Here is a 15,244-nt window from a genome sequence, read left to right as displayed (position 1 = left end):
TTTAAGGCCGGAGTGACGGAAACGCATCGATGCCCAGCCTGGCTCAGCACACCCGACTTAATGGACCCGGTTCAGCCCGGCGATCGTGCGGTCGACAAGCGCCTTGTCGGCCTTGACGTCGTGCTGCTCGGCAATCAGCCGCGCGGCGGCCCCGGTTGCCGCCTCGGCAGCGCGGGCGCGCACCTCCGCGATCGCGCTGCGCTCGGCGGCAGCGATCTTGTCCTCGGCCATCCGGGCGCGGCGGGCGGTCAGCTCGGTCGCGGTCTTTTCGGCCTCTGCGATCAGGTCGTCCGCTTCCTGCCTGGCGTGCGCGAGAATGGCTTCGGCATCGCCGGCGCTGGCCGCCTGCTGCGCCTTGGCCTTGGCGAGCAGCGCTTCCGCCTCGGCACGGATCGCCTTTGCTTCATCCAGCTGGCGCCGCGTCTCCGCGATGCGGGCATCGAGCGCTTCCGCGATCCGCTTCGGCGCCTTGCCGACGAAGATCGCCAGCAACAGGAAGATGGTCAGGCCCCAATAAACCCAACCTTCAGCCGTAAAGCCGAGCAGGATCGGCTCGTGGTGCTGGACCTCGGTCAGGGCGACAGTGTTTTCCGCCATCGTCGTCACTCCGCCGCCAGCGCGACCGACTGGACGGCTTGCACCGCCTTGCCGGAATCAGGCCGTGCCCCGGTCAGCCGCTCGACGATATCGGCGGCGGCTTCGGCAGCGACGGCCTCGATCTCGGCGAGCGCTTTGGTGCGGGCGGCGTCGAGCTGGGCCTGGGCTGCGCTCTGCTTGCTCTCGACCTCGGCATTGGCCGCGGCAAGCCGCTGCTCCATCGCCTTGGTCGCACGGCCGCGCGCGGCGTTCAGGGCCTCGCGCGCCTGCTCGCGCGCCGCTGCGACGCTCGCTGCGTAGTCGCCTTCGATCCTGTCCGCTTCGGCCTTGGCGGCTTCGGCGGACTCGATGTCACCCGACATCGTCTGCTCGCGTTCGCCGATCACCCGCCCGATCTTGGGCACGGTGAGCTGCACGATCCCGAAGTACAGGATCGCGAACGTGATCACGAGCCAGACGAACTGGGGCGCGAAATTGACGACTTCGAATTGAGGCATCGGGCGGCTCGCTTGAGAGTCGGTGTCAGCCCGCGAACGCGAGGTAGAGCGAGACGACGGCCGCGATCAGGCCGAGCGCCTCGACCACCGCGAAGCCGAGGAACAGACGACCGGAAACGCGTCCGTCGGCCTCGGGGTTGCGGAACGCACCCTGCACATAGCTGCCGAAGATGAAGCCCACGCCGATGGCGGCAAGGCCCGCACCCATCGCCGCAAGGCCGGCGCCGATCAGCTTCGCTGCTGCTGGATCCATGATGATTTCCTTTTCCTGTCTGACTTTAGTGGAGATTGACCGCGTCGTTCAGGTAGATCGACGCGAGGAGAGCGAACACATAGGCCTGGATCACCGCGATCAGCAGCTCGAGCGCGGTCAGCGCCACGTTGACTGCCAGCGGCACCACGCCGAACACATAGGGCAGCGCCCCGAACGAGCCGAGCGCCACGACGAAGGTGCCGAACACGTTCAGCAGCACATGGCCCGCGGTCATGTTCGCGAACAGCCGGATCGCCAGCGTGAACGGCCGCACCAGGAAGCTGATCACTTCGATCGGCATGATGAACAGGGCCAGGAACGGGTTCACGCCCTTGGGCCAGAATAGCGTCAGGAAATGCAGCCCGTGGCGCAGGAACCCGACGATGCACACGATCAGGAACACGATCGACGCCAGCGCCAGCGTCACCGCGACATGGCTGGTCGGCGTGAATGCGTGCACCCACGGGACTAGGCCCAGCAGGTTCAGGATCAGAACGAAGATGAAGACGGAAAAGATCAGCGGCGTGAACCGCTTGCCCTCGGGACCGACGTTGTCGTCGATCATGCCGCGGACGAAATCGTACATATATTCGACAGCCGCCTGCATCCGGCCCGGCACCAGCTGCGGGCGGGCGGTGCCGACGAACAGGAAAGCGGCGATCACGCCCAGCGCGATCAGCATCCACAGCGATGAGTTGGTGAACGATACGTCGTATCCGCCCGCTTCGAACGGGTGGATCACGCGGATCGCGAACTGCTCCATCGGGTTGTTGCCAGCGGCCACGTCTTCGTCGTCCTACTTCTGATCGTTGGTCGGATCGGCGTCGAACTGGTTCGACGTCTTGATCGCCCGCCTCAGGCCGGCCGCGAAGCCCAGGATCAGGAGCACGATCATCAGCCAGGGAGTCGTGTCCAGCCAGCGGTCCAGCAGATAGCCGGCAAAGGCGCCGACCAGCACCGATCCGACGAATTCGATGCCGATCGCCCAGCCGCGGCTTTCGGCGCGGCCCTCGGCGTCGGTCACGCCGCGATGGGCCGTCGCCTTCGCCTTGGCGATGCGCCGGTCAAGCTCGTCGTTGTTGCGATCGTCCGCCAAGCAAGCACCTTGAGAAATAAGAAAACGTCGCCCGACTCGGGGTCGCGGCGACGGCTCAAGCCGGCGTCCCCGCCAGCGCGGCGCCCGATTAGGCAAGGACACGGGGGGTGTCAACCGGTGTCGATACGGGCGAGGTTTGCGAAAATCCGCGCGCCGGTTAGCAAGGGGGCATGCCCCGTTCCATTCTTGCCGCCGCGCTCGCCCTCTTGCTGCCGGCGGCACCGTGCGTCGCCCAGCCGCCCACGCCCGTCCTCTACAGTGACGTGACGCTGATCGACGGCACCGGCGCCCCGCCGCGTGCCCACATCGACGTGCTGGTCCGCGGCGACTGGATCGCGTCGATCGGGCCTCACGGCCGAGTGAAGGCGGAAGGCGCGCGCACGGTCGACCTTGCCGGCCACTACATGATCCCGGGCCTGATCGACAGCCATGTTCATCTCGCGACGCCGCCCGACCGCGCCGCGGCGCTCGCCGAGCTGCGCCGCAACCTCTACGGCGGCGTCACCGGCGTGCGCGACATGGCTGACGACCTGCGCGCGATCGCGGATCTAGCGCGCGAGGCCGAGCAGGGCGAGATCGAGGCGCCCGACATCGCCTTCGCGGCGCTGATGGCGGGCCCGTCCTTCTTTGCCGATCCGCGCGTCGCCGCCGCCAGCCGCGGCTTTGCGCCGGGCACCGCGCCCTGGATGCAGGCGATCGATTCGCGCACCGACCTGCCGCTCGCCGTCTCTCGCGCCAAAGGCACCGGCGCCGACGCGATCAAGATCTATGCAGACCTGCCCCCCGCCCTCGTCGCCGCGATCGCGGCGGAGGCGCATCGGCAGGGGCTGCTGGTCTGGACCCATTCCGCGATCTTCCCGACCCGGCCCGCCGACGTGCTCGCCGCCGGCCCCGACGCGATCAGCCATGTGTGCTATCTCGCATATCAAGTCGAGCCGGTGATGCTGGCGAACTATGAAGACCACACGCCGGTCCACGAAAACCTGCTTGCCGCGAAGGGGGAGGACCCGGCAATGGCCAAGCTGTTCGCGGAGATGCAGCGGCGCGGCATTGTCCTCGACGCGACTGGAGCTCTGTTCGTCCGCATGGAATCAGAGCGGGCGAAGCATCCGGAGCGCGCGCCGCTTCGCTGCACCGGCAAGACGACCGCGCGGTTGACCGCGCAGGCGTATCGCGCCGGCGTCACCATTTCCGCCGGCACCGATAACGGCGGTCCGCCGGACTTTCCCTGGCCCGCCGTGCATGACGAGATTTTCTTCCTCGTCCACCAGGCCGGCATGCCGCCGCTCCAGGCGATCCGCGCGGCGACGCTGAACGGCGCTCTCGCGATGGGCCGCGCGCAGCAGACCGGCACCGTCCAGGCCGGAAAGCTGGCCGACTTCGTCGTGCTGACCGAAGACCCGCTGTCCGCCATCGAGAATATCCGCAGCATCGCCATGACCGTGAAGCGCGGTCGCGAATATCCGCGCGCCGACTTCAGGCCGAAGGAGCACTGATGCACAATCGCCGCAGCTTCCTCGCGCTGGCGGCGGTCGCCGCGGCCGCGCCGGCTCTCGCGGAGCTCGCCCCGGCCGATCCGCTCGCCGGCAAGATCGTCGTCAATGCGCTGGGCGGCCTCGGCGACCCTAACACCGACGGCGATGGCGATCCCTTCACGCCGCGCGTGCTTGCCGAAGCGCACGCCTCCGGCCTGACCGCGGTCAACACCACGCTCGGCTATGTCGCCGGCCCCGGCGATCCGTTCGAACAGAGCGTGCGCAGCGTCGCCGAATACGACGCCTTCCTCCGCGCCCATCCGAACGATCTGCTGAAGGTCTTCACCGCGGGCGACATCCGCCGCGCGAAGGATCAAGGCAGGATCGGCATCATCTACGGCTTCCAGAACGGCGCGATGATGGGCAGCGACGCCACTCGCGTCGATCTGTTCGCGGACATGGGGGTGCGCATCTTCCAGCTCACCTACAATCCCCTGAACCAGCTCGGCGGCGGATCGATGGCGCCGGGCAATCCCGGCCTGACGCCCTTCGGCCGCGAAGTCGTCGCCCGCCTAAATGAAAAGCATCTGATGGTCGATCTGTCGCACAGCGGCACCCGGACCTGCCTCGACGCCGCCCGCGCGTCGAAGGCGCCGATCTCGATCAACCACACCGGCTGCCGCGCGCTCGTCGACCTGCCGCGCAATAAGACCGACGAGGAGCTGCGGCTGGTCGCCTCGCGCGGCGGGTTTGTCGGCATCTACTTCATGCCCTTCCTTGATCCCGCCGGCCACGCCCACGCCGCCGACGTGGTCCGGCACATCGATCATGCGGTGCAGGTCTGCGGCGAGGATCATGTCGGCATCGGCACCGACGGCTCGGTCACCCAGATCGACGACCTGCAGAAATACGCCGCCGCGCTTGCGAAGGAGAACGCGGAGCGGCGCGCGGCCGGCGTCGCGGCGCCAGGCGAAGGGCCGAACACCTATCCCTTCCTCGTCGACCTGCGCGGGCCCGACCAGTTCCGCAAGCTCGCTGCTCTGCTGGGCGCGCGCGGCTACAGCCCGCGCCAGATCGACAAGATTCTCGGCCTCAATTTCCTGCGCTTCGCGACCGAGATCTGGGGCGCATGATCGTCCTCGACCGGGCGGAGGTCCGCCGCCGCCTCGATCATCTCACCTGCATCGCCTTGATGCGCGAAGCGATGATCGCGCTCGCGACCGGCAAGTCGAAGCAGCTCCTCCGTGGCATCATCGACCTCGACGGCGGCAACGCCTTCGGAGTGATGCCGGGCGCGCTCGAGGGCGCCGGCTTCGGCGCCAAGCTGGTCAGCGTCTTCCCGCTCGAGGAGCATTCGCATCAAGGCGTGATCGTGCTGTTCGACGAAGCCAGTGGCGCCCCTGCCGCGGTGATCGACGCCGGCGAAGTCACCGCGATTCGCACCGCCTGCGCCTCCGCCGCCGCGACCGACGCGCTGGCGCTGCCCGACGCCCACACGCTCGCGATCCTCGGCACCGGCGAGCAGGCCTGGCAACACGCCCTCGCCGTGCCGCTGGTCCGTCCGATCGACACGGTCCGCCTCTGGGGCCGCGCGCCGGACAAGGCTCAGGCGCTCGCCCGCAGGATTGAAGGCGGGCTCGGCATCGCTACCACGGTCGCCGCCTCGGCCGCGAAAGCCGTCGCCGACGCCGCGATCGTCTGCACGACCACGGCCGCGGCCGAACCGGTGCTCCACTCCAGCGACGTTGCCGACGGGACCCACATCAACCTGGTCGGCTCCAGCCGCGCCGGTCCGGTCGAGATCGACAGCGCGCTCGTCGCCCGCGCCCGCTTCATCCCCGATCACCGCGAGGGCGTGCTCGCCCAGGGCGCCGAGTTCCTCCGCGCCCGCGCGGCCGGTCTCGTCACCGACGCGCATGTGCTTTCCGAAATCGGCACCGTCTTCGCCGGTGCCAGTGCCGGCCGCCTCGGCCCGGCCGACGTGACGATCTACAAGTCGCTGGGCTCGATCGTCCAGGACCTCGCCTGCGCGAGCTTCCTTCTCGATGGCTTCGGCGGCTGAATGCGCATCCTGCTGCTAGGCGCCGGTGGATTCATCGGCCGCACCATCAGGGCGGAGCTGCTGCGCCGCGGCCATGATGTGGTGGCCGTCGTTCGGCGGCCGGACGGCTCCGGTGATCGGCGCGTCGCGATTAATCTCGCCGAGGCGACCGACCCCGCCTCGTGGCATCCACATCTGGCCGGAGTGGACGTCGTGATCAACGCCGCGGGCGTGCTGCGCGGACCGGAAATGGAAACCGTGCATGTCGACGCGCCCCGCGCCCTCTATTCCGCATGTGCGGATGCGGGCGTGAAACGCGTGGTGCTGATTTCCGCGATCAGCGCACGGTCGGAGGTGGACACCGACTATTCCCGCACGAAGCTGCGCGGCGAAGCGGAGCTGATGCGTTCCGGCCTGGATTGGACGATCCTGCGGCCGTCGCTCGTCTATGGCGATGGCAGCTATGGCGGCACCTCGCTGATACGCGGCATGGCGGGCCTCCCCTGGTTCATTCCCGTTCCCGGCGACGGCAGCTTCGCCTTCTCGCCCATCCACGCCGACGACCTCGCACGCGCGGTCCGGTTAATCTGCGAAGACAACGGCTTTTCCGGGCAGACGCTGGAGCCCGCCGGCCCCCAAACGCTCAGCCTGCGCGACCTGCTTGTCCGCTATCGGCGCTGGCTCGGCTTCGGCACCCCCCGTATCCTGACGATCCCGATGGCCGCGATGCGGCTTTTCGGCAGGCTGGGAGATCTTTTCGGCGCCGGGCCGATCGCCACCAACAGCGTCCGTCAGATGATCGCGGGCAACGGCGGAGACGGTGCCGCCTTCGCCGCCGCGATCGGCTTTACCCCGCGCAGCATCAACGAGGCGCTACGCGACCGGCCGTCGCACGTGCAGGATCGCTGGCACGCCCGCCTTTTCTTCCTCGCGCCGCTTGCCACCGCGGTGCTGCTGGCGATGTGGATCGCATCGGCGGTTCTGGGCTTGGCATTTGGGGACGCCGAAACGCGCGCCGTTGTGCAGGGCTTGGGTTTGCCCGAAACCTGTGTGCGCCCGCTCCAGCTCGGCGGCAGCCTGCTCGACCTGTCCGTCGCGGCCCTGCTGGCGGCCGATCGCACCGCTCGCTGGTCCACGGCCGTCCAACTGGTCGTTGTCCTCGGTTACACTGTCGTGATCGGGCTGGCCCAGCCGCATCTGTGGTTCGACCCTCTCGGGCCGCTGCTGAAGAACCTGCCGATCATCGTGTTGATCCTCATGCGCGGCGCGGTGGCGGTGCAGCGCTGATGGAGCTCTATTTGCTCGTCAAATGGGTCCATGTGATCAGCTCGACCGTGCTGTTCGGCTTCGGCGCGGGTACGGCTTGGTATTTTTGGTCGGCGCATCGCACCCGCGACCCAGCGACAATTGCGGCCATTGGCCGGATGGTCGTCAGGGCCGATTGGATTTTCACGGGTACCAGCGGCGTCGTGCAGCCGGCCAGCGGACTGATCCTTGCCCGCCTGACAGGCTATTCGCTGGCCGAACCCTGGCTGCTGGCGACCTACGGCCTTTATGCGCTGGCATTCGCTTGCTGGTTCCCGGTCGTTGGCTTGCAGATTCGCGCGCAGCGCCTCGCCCAGGCGGCGCACGCGGCGCAGGAGCGGCTCGGGCGCGATTATGATCGTACCATGCGCCTGTGGTTCCTGCTCGGCTGGCCAGCCTTTCTCGGTTTGGCGGCCGTGTTTTGGCTGATGATTGCGCGGCCATAGCGCCGGAATCGAACTGCGTGCGGAACTTTGGCTTTGCGCGCAGAGTTAGGCACGCGATTGCCGGAAGCAGGGGGGCCTATGCGCATGTGTCCTTCCCCGAACTTGCAGGCCAGGGCGCGACTTTCGCGAAGGTTGTTCCTGGGTGCCGGCCTTGCGCTTGCCACTTCGGCCTGTTCCGGAGGGATTCTGGACCCGGTGGGCCCGGTGGGCGCCGACGCCAGCAAGATTCTGATCGACGCGACGATTATCATGCTCGCGATCGTGATCCCGACGATCGTGCTCGCCTTCTGGGTCGCCTGGCGATACCGCGCATCCAACCCGAAGGCGGAATATCTCCCCTATTGGTCTTATTCCGGCCGCATCGAGGCCGTCGTCTGGTCGATCCCGATCCTGACGATCATGTTCCTGGGCGGGGTGATCTGGATCGGATCGTACCGGCTCGATCCGTTCCGGCCGCTGTCGACCACGGTGCCGCCGCTCGAGGTGCAGGTGGTCTCCCTCGACTGGAAATGGCTGTTCATCTATCCGCAGCAAGGCATCGCCACCGTCAATGAGTTCGTGGTCCCGGCCGGCGTGCCGGTCCATTTCTCGATCACCTCGGCAAGCGTGTTCAACGTCTTCTTCGTGCCGCGGCTCGGCTCGATGATTTATGCGATGCCCGGGATGGTTTCCCAGCTTCACCTGCAGGCGGACCGGCCAGCCGACCTGTTCGGCATCTCCGCCCATTTCAGCGGCGACGGCTTTTCCGACATGCAGTTCGAGGTGAAGAGCGTGCCGCCGGCGCAATTCGCGGCCTGGCTCCAGGGCGTTCGCAGCGCCGGCCCGGTCCTGAACCTCGCGACTTACACGCAGCTGGCGCAGCAGAGCGAGAATGTGCGCGCCCTCACGTTCCGCGCGGTCGATCCGCGACTGTTCGACGCCATTTCGAGCCAGAAGATCGCGCCGGGGCCCGGCCCCGAGCCGCCGACGCCGGAGCATGCGGGCCGGGAAGTCTCGACCGGAGGGAGGCACTGATCGATGTTCGGTAAGCTCAGCTGGTCGGCGATTCCGGTTCACGAACCGATCGCGCTGATCACCTCGATCGTGGTGATCCTCGTCATGCTGGGCATCCTGGCCCTGATCACCGTGAAGGGCTGGTGGCCATATCTCTGGACCGAATGGATCACCAGCGTCGATCACAAACGGATCGGGATCATGTACTGCATTCTCGGCGTCGTGATGCTGATCCGCGGCTTTGCCGACGCGATCATGATGCGCACGCAGCAGGCCGCCGCGGTCGGAGGCGCTCAGGGCTATCTCAACCCCGAGCACTACAACCAGATCTTCTCCGCCCACGGCACGATCATGATCTTCTTCGGCGCGATGCCGCTGGTGATCGGCTTCATGAACTTCCTGACGCCGCTTCAGCTGGGCGTGCGCGACGTCGCCTTTCCGACGCTGAACTCGGTCAGCTTCTGGCTGACCGCATCGGGCGCGCTGCTGGTCAACGTCTCGCTGTTCATCGGCGAGTTCGCGCGCACCGGCTGGCTCCCTTATCCGCCGCTCAGCGAAGCGACGTACTCGCCGGGCGTCGGCGTCGACTATTACCTCTGGGCAGTGCAGATCGCCGGCATAGGCACGCTGATGACGGGCATTAACTTCGTCACCACGGTGCTGAAGATGCGCTGCCCGGGCATGAGCCTGCTGCGCATGCCGATGTTCTGCTGGACCACTTTGTCGTCCAGCCTGCTGATCGTCGCGGTGTTCCCGATCCTGACCGCGACGCTCGCGATGCTGAGCCTCGACCGGGTGTTCGGCTGGCACTATTTCACGAACGACGCGGGCGGTAACCCGATGATGTTCATGAACCTGATCTGGGCCTGGGGCCATCCCGAGGTCTATATCCTGGTGCTGCCCGCCTTCGGCATCTTCTCGGAAATCTTCTCGACCTTTTCCGGCAAGCCGCTGTTCGGCTACCGATCGATGGTCGCGGCCACCCTGTTCATCTGCGTCGTGTCCATGATGGTGTGGCTGCACCATTTCTTCACGATGGGCGCGGGGCCTGCGGTCAACACCTTCTTCGGCATCGCCAGCAGCGTGATCGCGGTCGGCACCGGCGTGAAGATCTACAACTGGATCTTCACCATGTACGGTGGCCGCGTCCGGTTCGCCGTGCCGATGCTCTGGTCGATGGGCTTCATCTTCACCTTTATCATGGGCGGCCTCACCGGCGTGCTGCTGGCGGTGCCGCCAGCGGACTTCCTGGTCCACAACTCGATGTTCCTGGTCGCCCATTTCCACAACGTGATCGTGGGCGGCGTGGTGTTCGCGCTGTTCGCCGGCCTCGACTTCTGGTTCCCCAAGGCGTTCGGCTTCCGCCTGCACGAAGGCTGGGGCAAGGCCGCCTTCTGGTTCGCCTTTTTCGGCTTCTGGATCACCTTCGCGCCGCTCTACGTGCTCGGTCTTCAGGGCATGACCCGGCGGCTCCAGCACGTGAATATCGACGAATGGAAGCCGATGCTCGACCTGTCCGTCGTCGGCATCGGCGTGCTGATCCTGGGCGTCATTTCGCAGGTGGTCATGCTGGTGGTCTCTATCCGCGACCGCGAGAAGCTGCGCGACGTGACCGGCGATCCGTGGGACGGGCGTTCGCTGGAATGGGCGACCCCGTCGCCCGCGCCCTTCTTCAATTTCGCCACGATGCCGAACGTCGAGGGCGAGGAGGCCTATTGGGGGATCAAGGTGCGCGCGATCGAATCCCAGCGCCTCGGGCCCGAACCCAGATATGAGCCGATCGAGATGCCGCTGAGCAGCCCGGTGGGCTTCTACACCGCGGTCTTCGCCAGCGTGACCGGCTTCGCGCTGATCTGGCACATCTGGTGGCTGGCGGGCCTTGGCCTGCTCGGCGCCTTTATCGGCTTCGTCGTCTTCGCGTGGCGCGACGTGCACGAATTCCATGTGCCGGCCGAGGAAGTCGCGCGGGTCGACCGCGCCCGCCGTGCCGCGCGCCAGGCGTTGATGGAACGCATTGCCGACCAGGGGGCGCTGGCGTGACCGACACTTCCCTTCCCGCCACGCGCGAAACGATCCGGCGCGTCCGCGAAGACCCTTACCGGCTCGGCCACCGTGACCATCACGCCGGCGAGCCGGTCGAGGGGACCGGCCAGGGCACCACCGGCCCGGCCAGCAAGCGGATCATCGTCGGCTACGGCTTCTGGATTTTCCTGCTCAGCGACATCGTGATGTTCGCCTGCTTCTTCGCGGCGTTCGCGGTGCAGCGGAATGCGACGGCCGGCGGTCCGGGCATGCGCGACTTGGTCGAGATGCCGCGCGTCGCGCTCGAAACCGGCGCGCTGCTGCTGTCCAGCTATACCTGCGGCCTCTCGTTCGCCGCGACCAACGCCCGCAACCTGTTCTGGACCCAGACCTTCCTGCTGATCACCGGGCTGCTGGGCCTCGCCTTTGTCGGCATGGAGCTGCAGGAATTCATCGAGCTCGCGAGCCATGGCATGATTCCGCAGCGCAGCGGCTTCCTGACCTCCTTCTACGGCCTGGTCGGCCTGCACGGCCTGCACGTCACCATCGCTGGCCTGTGGCTGCTGACGATGATGGCCCAGGTCCAGGTAAAGGGCTTCCGCCCCGAAATCGTGCACCGGCTGATCTGCTTCAACCTGTTCTGGCACGCGCTGGACATCGTCTGGATCGGCATCTTCACGATCGTCTATCTGATGGGAGCCGTCATATGAGCGAGCTCGAATTCGATCCCCACCGCTACACCGGCGCTTTGGATGATCGCGAAGACCACGCGCCCGGCGACGAGCCGGCGGAGGATGCCGGCCACTGGATTGCCAACTCGAACCTCGGCCTCGGCTTCTCGGTAATCCTGACGGCCGGGGCGTTCGTGCTCGCCAACACGAACCTGATCTACGGACCGTCGATTCCGATCGCCCTGCTCGTGCTTGCGGTGGCGCAGATGGGCGTCCACCTCGTCTTCTTCCTCCACATCACGACGGGCCCGGACAATACCAACAACGTGCTGGCGCTCGCCTTCGGCATCCTAGTCGTGTTCCTGATCGTGGCCGGCTCGGTCTGGATCATGAACCATCTGAACGCCAACATGATGCCGATGGACCAGATGATCGAGATGCAGCGCTAGCGGCGGACGCGCCACGCCCGGACGGCCCCCAACCCGGCAAGCGCCGCCAGCGCCAACCAGGTGAAAGCATATTGCAGGTGGTTGTTGGGGAACGACACAACCGTCATCCCGCCGACCGGCTGCCCCGCTCGCGTCGGTCCCGCCTCCGCATCGATGAAGTATGGCGCGAGCCCGGCAAGCTGCCGCGCCCGGCCGATGGCGGCCACGTCGCGCGAATACCAGCGATCGTGCGCGGGATCGTTGGACCGCAGGAAAGCGCCGCCGGGCTCGCTGATCCGCAGGAGGCCGGCCACTGTCACCGTGCCGCCCGGCTCGTCCGCGGCATGGTTGCGATCGTCGGCGGGTACGAAGCCGCGATTGACCAGCACCGTCCAGCCGGCGACCGTCCGCAGCGGCGTCATCACCCAATAGCCGGGACCGCGTGCGGTTGCCGCCTGCACCAGCGTCTCGCGGTCATGGAGGAACACGCCGCGCGCCTGGACATGGCGATAGGCGTCCGCCTTGAAGCTGATCGGCGGCCATTCCGCCCGTCCCGGCGCCGCAACGGGCGCCGCATGGACGCGCGCGTCGACCGCCGCGATCAGCGCCAGCTTCTCGCCCCTCCGCTCGATCTGCCACACGCCGAGCGCCACGAACGCCAGCGCACCGGCGACCAGCAGCGCGGCAACCCATAAGCGTTTTGGCTGCCGCTGTACCGGAAGAGCTTCATCGATCATCGCCGACTGCGGACCTCTGCCAAGAGCGGGCAAGATGGTGCGCCCGGCGGGATTCGAACCCACGGCCCTCAGATTAGGAATCTGATGCTCTATCCTGCTGAGCTACGGGCGCACGCGGGCCGACTCCTGCCCTTCGCCGCTCGCCGGGTCAATCATCGTCTCCCGGCCGGGGCGCCACGCGCTGCGGGATCGAATAGAAGAGCTTGCGGAAGCTGATCCGGATCGTGCGGCCCAGCGGGTCGAGCAGGTCGGGCTGGTAGTTGACCGGGGTCGCGCCGGTCGCGTCGCGCACCCGCTGCCGCTCGTTGAACAGGTTGTTGATCGACACCGTCACACGGGAACCGCGCAGCCACGGATGGTCCGCGATCACTTTCGGCATGCCGCCCAGATTCGCGAACAGGCGGAAATTGACCGTCGCCAGCGATCCGAAGCGGAGATCGTCGGCAGGCGATCCGCTCGCCCCCAGAACGGTGGTCCCGCTCTGCCAGTTGGCGCTCAGGCGCGCGCCGAGCCCGTTGCGCGTGATGCCGGCCTGCGCCTCGATCTCGTGGCGCGGCTGGCCGCCGCCGCGGCCGGTCGAGCCGCCCTCCAGCAGGTCGATGAACGGCCCGCCGGGCCGCACCAGCACGTCATCCTTGAAATGCCAGGTGTGGTAGAGCGCGAACTGCAGCCGCCCGCCGCCGAAGCCGCCACCGCCCCCGCCGAAGCGCCTGCCGCCGGCGCCCGGCTGTTGCCCGCCCGGGCCGGCGCTCCCGCCTCCCTGTGCGCCCTGCCCGCCCTGCCCGCCCTGCCCGCGCCCCGGAAATGGCAGCCGGCCTGCCGCCGCCAGCGCCCGGAATTGCTCGGCGGTGCTGTCCTTGATCCGTTTCGAGAAATTGACTCCCCAGCGCAGCTGGTCGCTGCGCTCCCGGAAGAAATTGACCGGTCGCGCGTCGATCGCGACCAGATTGCCGTCTTTCCGCATGAAGCTGTCGGGAAACGCCGCCTCGATCGCCGCGGTCGGTGAGGACAGCGACTCGATCGCGTTGCGCGTCCGCGCGCGCGTATAGTTGGCGGTCAGCCGCAGATCGGTTTCGCCGAACGGCCTCAGCGTCATGCCGATCTTCATCACCCGCCGGTTGTCAGCCAGCAGGTTGGGATTGCCGCCGGTGATCTGTGTGACGATCGCTGATTCGCCGCGCACCAGGTCGAACACCCGGACGCCCGGCGTCACGATCACCGGATTGCCGAGTTGCTGCGCGCTGGGCGGGCCATCCTCGTCCGACCAGGACGCAACCACGTCGAGCGCCTTGAACGGGGACCAGGTGGTGCCGAACCCATAGGTATAGAGCGTGCCGAAGTCGCTCAGCCGCTCCGCCTCGAAATTGCCGTTCAGCGACAGTTTGCCGAGAAAGCCGAGCACATCGCGGTTGCGGCTGGCGACGGGAAGGTCGACATTGACCTGGCCGCCGCCGATGTCGCGGTGCACGTCGCCGCTGCGGAACGTGCCGCCGCGCGTGCTGCGGCTGGAAAAGTCGCTGGTCGACGAGTTGAGCCGCAGCGTCGCCGACACCGGCCCCGCCGGCAGCGTCAGCGGCTGGCCGTTGATCGTGAAGTCGCCGCCCACCATGCTCGCGGTCGAATGTGCGGTGTCGGCGGTGACGCTGGTCTTGGTGTCCGTTTCCGTGCGGTCGAAGGCACCGGTGAAGGTCCATTGCCAGCCGGAGATCGCGCCGTTGATCGTCGTCGCCAGCCTGGTGTTCAGCGAATCATTGTTCTGCGTGATCAGCGGCCCGTTGCCGTCGGCCGAAAGCCCCAGCAGCGCGCGGCTGTCGTCGCGCTCGATGCGCCCGTTGATCGTGGCCGACACGCCTTCGGCGATGCCGCGCGCATAGACGGCGTTCAGCGATGCTTCGTCCGATGATGGCATCAGCGTCCGGAACGGGCGCTGGTCGAGGCCGGTGCCGGCCAGGATGTCACGCCGGCTTTCGAGCAGCTGGTTGTTGCGCTCATATTCGCCGTTGAGGCTGAAACGCCCGTCGGGCGTGATCCTCAGCAGATTGGCCTCGATCTCCGGGTTGTTCGCGCCGCCGCCGGTCGCGAGCCGGTCGCTCAGCTCCACCGTGGTGGCGCGGAAGCGGCGCCGCAGCACGATGTTCACAACCTTCTGCTCGGCCTTGTAGCCGTATTTGAGCGCGACTTCCTCGGGCAGGATATCGACGCGCTGGATAGCTTCGGTCGGCAGGTCGCGGATCTCGCTGAAGCCGGATATCTTCAGCCCGTTGAGCAGCACCACGGACGCGCCGCGGTCGCGGCCCTGGTTGGTGCTGATCTGCGGCGCCAGTTCGGTCAGCAGCTCGGCGACGGAATTGACCCCGTAGGAGCGGATTTCGGCCGGGCTCAGCTGCACTTCGGCCGGGATGTCGCCGATCACCGCGCCGCGCTCGCGCTGGCCGGTGACGACGATGTCCTCCTCGTCGCCCATCATCTCGTCGGGCACCGGTGCGGAGGCGGCGGGTGCAGCCTGCGTCGCCTGCCGCGCCGGCGCCGGCGCGCCCATCTCCTGCGCCAGGGCCGGCACCGCGGCACCGGCCAGCAGGGCCGACAGCAAGGCAACGCGACCGATCATTATTTTTGTCCTTTTTTTCGTTACGCGCCGCAGCCTTTGCCGTGCGGTAGCTGAACCGGGCATTTCAACCCATGG

The 15,244-nt window shown here is 67.3% G+C and carries 16 protein-coding genes and 1 tRNA gene; 9 read left to right on the top strand and 8 right to left on the bottom strand.

Annotation, left to right across the window (positions count from 1 at the left end; genetic code table 11):
- Nucleotides 1–57 precede the first annotated feature (57 nt).
- From GON01_RS08100 to GON01_RS08080, 5 genes are read right to left on the bottom strand one after another with little or no spacing between them, the layout of a single operon-like run.
- Nucleotides 58–597 carry a F0F1 ATP synthase subunit B family protein gene (locus tag GON01_RS08100; protein ID WP_157026860.1) on the bottom strand — a complete coding sequence of 180 codons (540 nt, stop codon included), beginning with the start codon at nucleotides 595–597 and terminating at the stop codon, nucleotides 58–60.
- 5 nt (nucleotides 598–602) lie between these two features.
- Nucleotides 603–1,094 carry a F0F1 ATP synthase subunit B family protein gene (locus GON01_RS08095; RefSeq protein WP_157026859.1) on the bottom strand — a complete coding sequence of 164 codons (492 nt, stop codon included), beginning with the start codon at nucleotides 1,092–1,094 and terminating at the stop codon, nucleotides 603–605.
- A 25-nt stretch (nucleotides 1,095–1,119) separates the two neighbouring features.
- Nucleotides 1,120–1,347 carry an ATP synthase subunit c family protein gene (locus tag GON01_RS08090; protein WP_046348191.1) on the bottom strand — a complete coding sequence of 76 codons (228 nt, stop codon included), beginning with the start codon at nucleotides 1,345–1,347 and terminating at the stop codon, nucleotides 1,120–1,122.
- 25 nt (nucleotides 1,348–1,372) lie between these two features.
- Nucleotides 1,373–2,131, bottom strand: a complete 759-nt coding sequence (locus tag GON01_RS08085; protein WP_309503619.1) for a F0F1 ATP synthase subunit A — start codon at nucleotides 2,129–2,131, stop codon at nucleotides 1,373–1,375.
- 12 nt (nucleotides 2,132–2,143) lie between these two features.
- Nucleotides 2,144–2,443, bottom strand: a complete 300-nt coding sequence (locus tag GON01_RS08080; protein ID WP_157026858.1) for an AtpZ/AtpI family protein — start codon at nucleotides 2,441–2,443, stop codon at nucleotides 2,144–2,146.
- Between the two features lie 170 nt (nucleotides 2,444–2,613).
- Between GON01_RS08080 and GON01_RS08075 the strand changes: the two genes are divergently transcribed.
- The 9 genes from GON01_RS08075 (at nucleotide 2,614) to cyoD (ending at nucleotide 11,845) form a co-directional block, all read left to right on the top strand.
- Nucleotides 2,614–3,939 (top strand): amidohydrolase family protein, encoded by a 1,326-nt coding sequence (locus GON01_RS08075; protein WP_157026857.1) that lies wholly within the window; start codon nucleotides 2,614–2,616, stop codon nucleotides 3,937–3,939.
- Complete coding sequence (locus tag GON01_RS08070) at nucleotides 3,939–5,051, top strand: dipeptidase (RefSeq protein ID WP_181600119.1); 1,113 nt, start codon at nucleotides 3,939–3,941, stop codon at nucleotides 5,049–5,051. The genes GON01_RS08075 and GON01_RS08070 overlap by 1 nt, the downstream gene beginning before the upstream one ends.
- Complete coding sequence (locus GON01_RS08065; protein WP_157026855.1) at nucleotides 5,048–5,980, top strand: ornithine cyclodeaminase family protein; 933 nt, start codon at nucleotides 5,048–5,050, stop codon at nucleotides 5,978–5,980. The genes GON01_RS08070 and GON01_RS08065 overlap by 4 nt, the downstream gene beginning before the upstream one ends.
- The gene (locus tag GON01_RS08060) at nucleotides 5,981–7,246 is read left to right on the top strand and encodes an NAD(P)H-binding protein (RefSeq protein WP_157026854.1); all 1,266 of its coding nucleotides are present in this window, start codon (nucleotides 5,981–5,983) and stop codon (nucleotides 7,244–7,246) included.
- Entirely contained in the window at nucleotides 7,246–7,710 is a 465-nt protein-coding gene (locus GON01_RS08055) for a DUF2269 family protein (protein WP_181600118.1), read from the top strand. Before GON01_RS08060 ends, GON01_RS08055 begins: the two co-directional genes overlap by 1 nt.
- A gap of 132 nt (nucleotides 7,711–7,842) precedes the next feature.
- Nucleotides 7,843–8,724, top strand: a complete 882-nt coding sequence (gene cyoA / locus GON01_RS08050) for a ubiquinol oxidase subunit II (RefSeq protein WP_232328731.1) — start codon at nucleotides 7,843–7,845, stop codon at nucleotides 8,722–8,724.
- Nucleotides 8,725–8,727: 3 nt separating this feature from the next.
- Nucleotides 8,728–10,743, top strand: a complete 2,016-nt coding sequence (locus GON01_RS08045; RefSeq protein ID WP_157026852.1) for a cbb3-type cytochrome c oxidase subunit I — start codon at nucleotides 8,728–8,730, stop codon at nucleotides 10,741–10,743.
- Entirely contained in the window at nucleotides 10,740–11,435 is a 696-nt protein-coding gene (locus GON01_RS08040) for a cytochrome c oxidase subunit 3 (protein ID WP_309503616.1), read from the top strand. Before GON01_RS08045 ends, GON01_RS08040 begins: the two co-directional genes overlap by 4 nt.
- Entirely contained in the window at nucleotides 11,432–11,845 is a 414-nt protein-coding gene (gene cyoD / locus GON01_RS08035) for a cytochrome o ubiquinol oxidase subunit IV (protein ID WP_157026851.1), read from the top strand. The genes GON01_RS08040 and cyoD overlap by 4 nt, the downstream gene beginning before the upstream one ends.
- Here the strand turns inward: cyoD and GON01_RS08030 are convergent.
- The 3 genes from GON01_RS08030 to GON01_RS08020 all read right to left on the bottom strand — a co-directional run bounded on the left by GON01_RS08030 (nucleotide 11,842) and on the right by GON01_RS08020 (nucleotide 15,169).
- Nucleotides 11,842–12,561 carry an SURF1 family protein gene (locus tag GON01_RS08030; RefSeq protein ID WP_157026850.1) on the bottom strand — a complete coding sequence of 240 codons (720 nt, stop codon included), beginning with the start codon at nucleotides 12,559–12,561 and terminating at the stop codon, nucleotides 11,842–11,844. The two genes, cyoD and GON01_RS08030, sit on opposite strands and share 4 nt — an antisense overlap.
- 35 nt (nucleotides 12,562–12,596) lie before the next feature.
- Nucleotides 12,597–12,673, bottom strand: a tRNA-Arg gene (locus GON01_RS08025).
- A gap of 36 nt (nucleotides 12,674–12,709) precedes the next feature.
- Nucleotides 12,710–15,169: a TonB-dependent receptor gene (locus GON01_RS08020; protein WP_157026849.1), complete on the bottom strand. Its 2,460-nt coding sequence runs from the start codon at nucleotides 15,167–15,169 to the stop codon at nucleotides 12,710–12,712.
- Nucleotides 15,170–15,244 lie beyond the last annotated feature (75 nt).

Source organism: Sphingomonas horti, from assembly GCF_009753715.1.
GTDB classification, from domain to species: domain Bacteria; phylum Pseudomonadota; class Alphaproteobacteria; order Sphingomonadales; family Sphingomonadaceae; genus Sphingomonas_B; species Sphingomonas_B horti.
The sequence above is the reverse complement of the archived record's forward strand: the minus strand, read 5'-3'. Positions and strand labels throughout refer to the sequence as shown.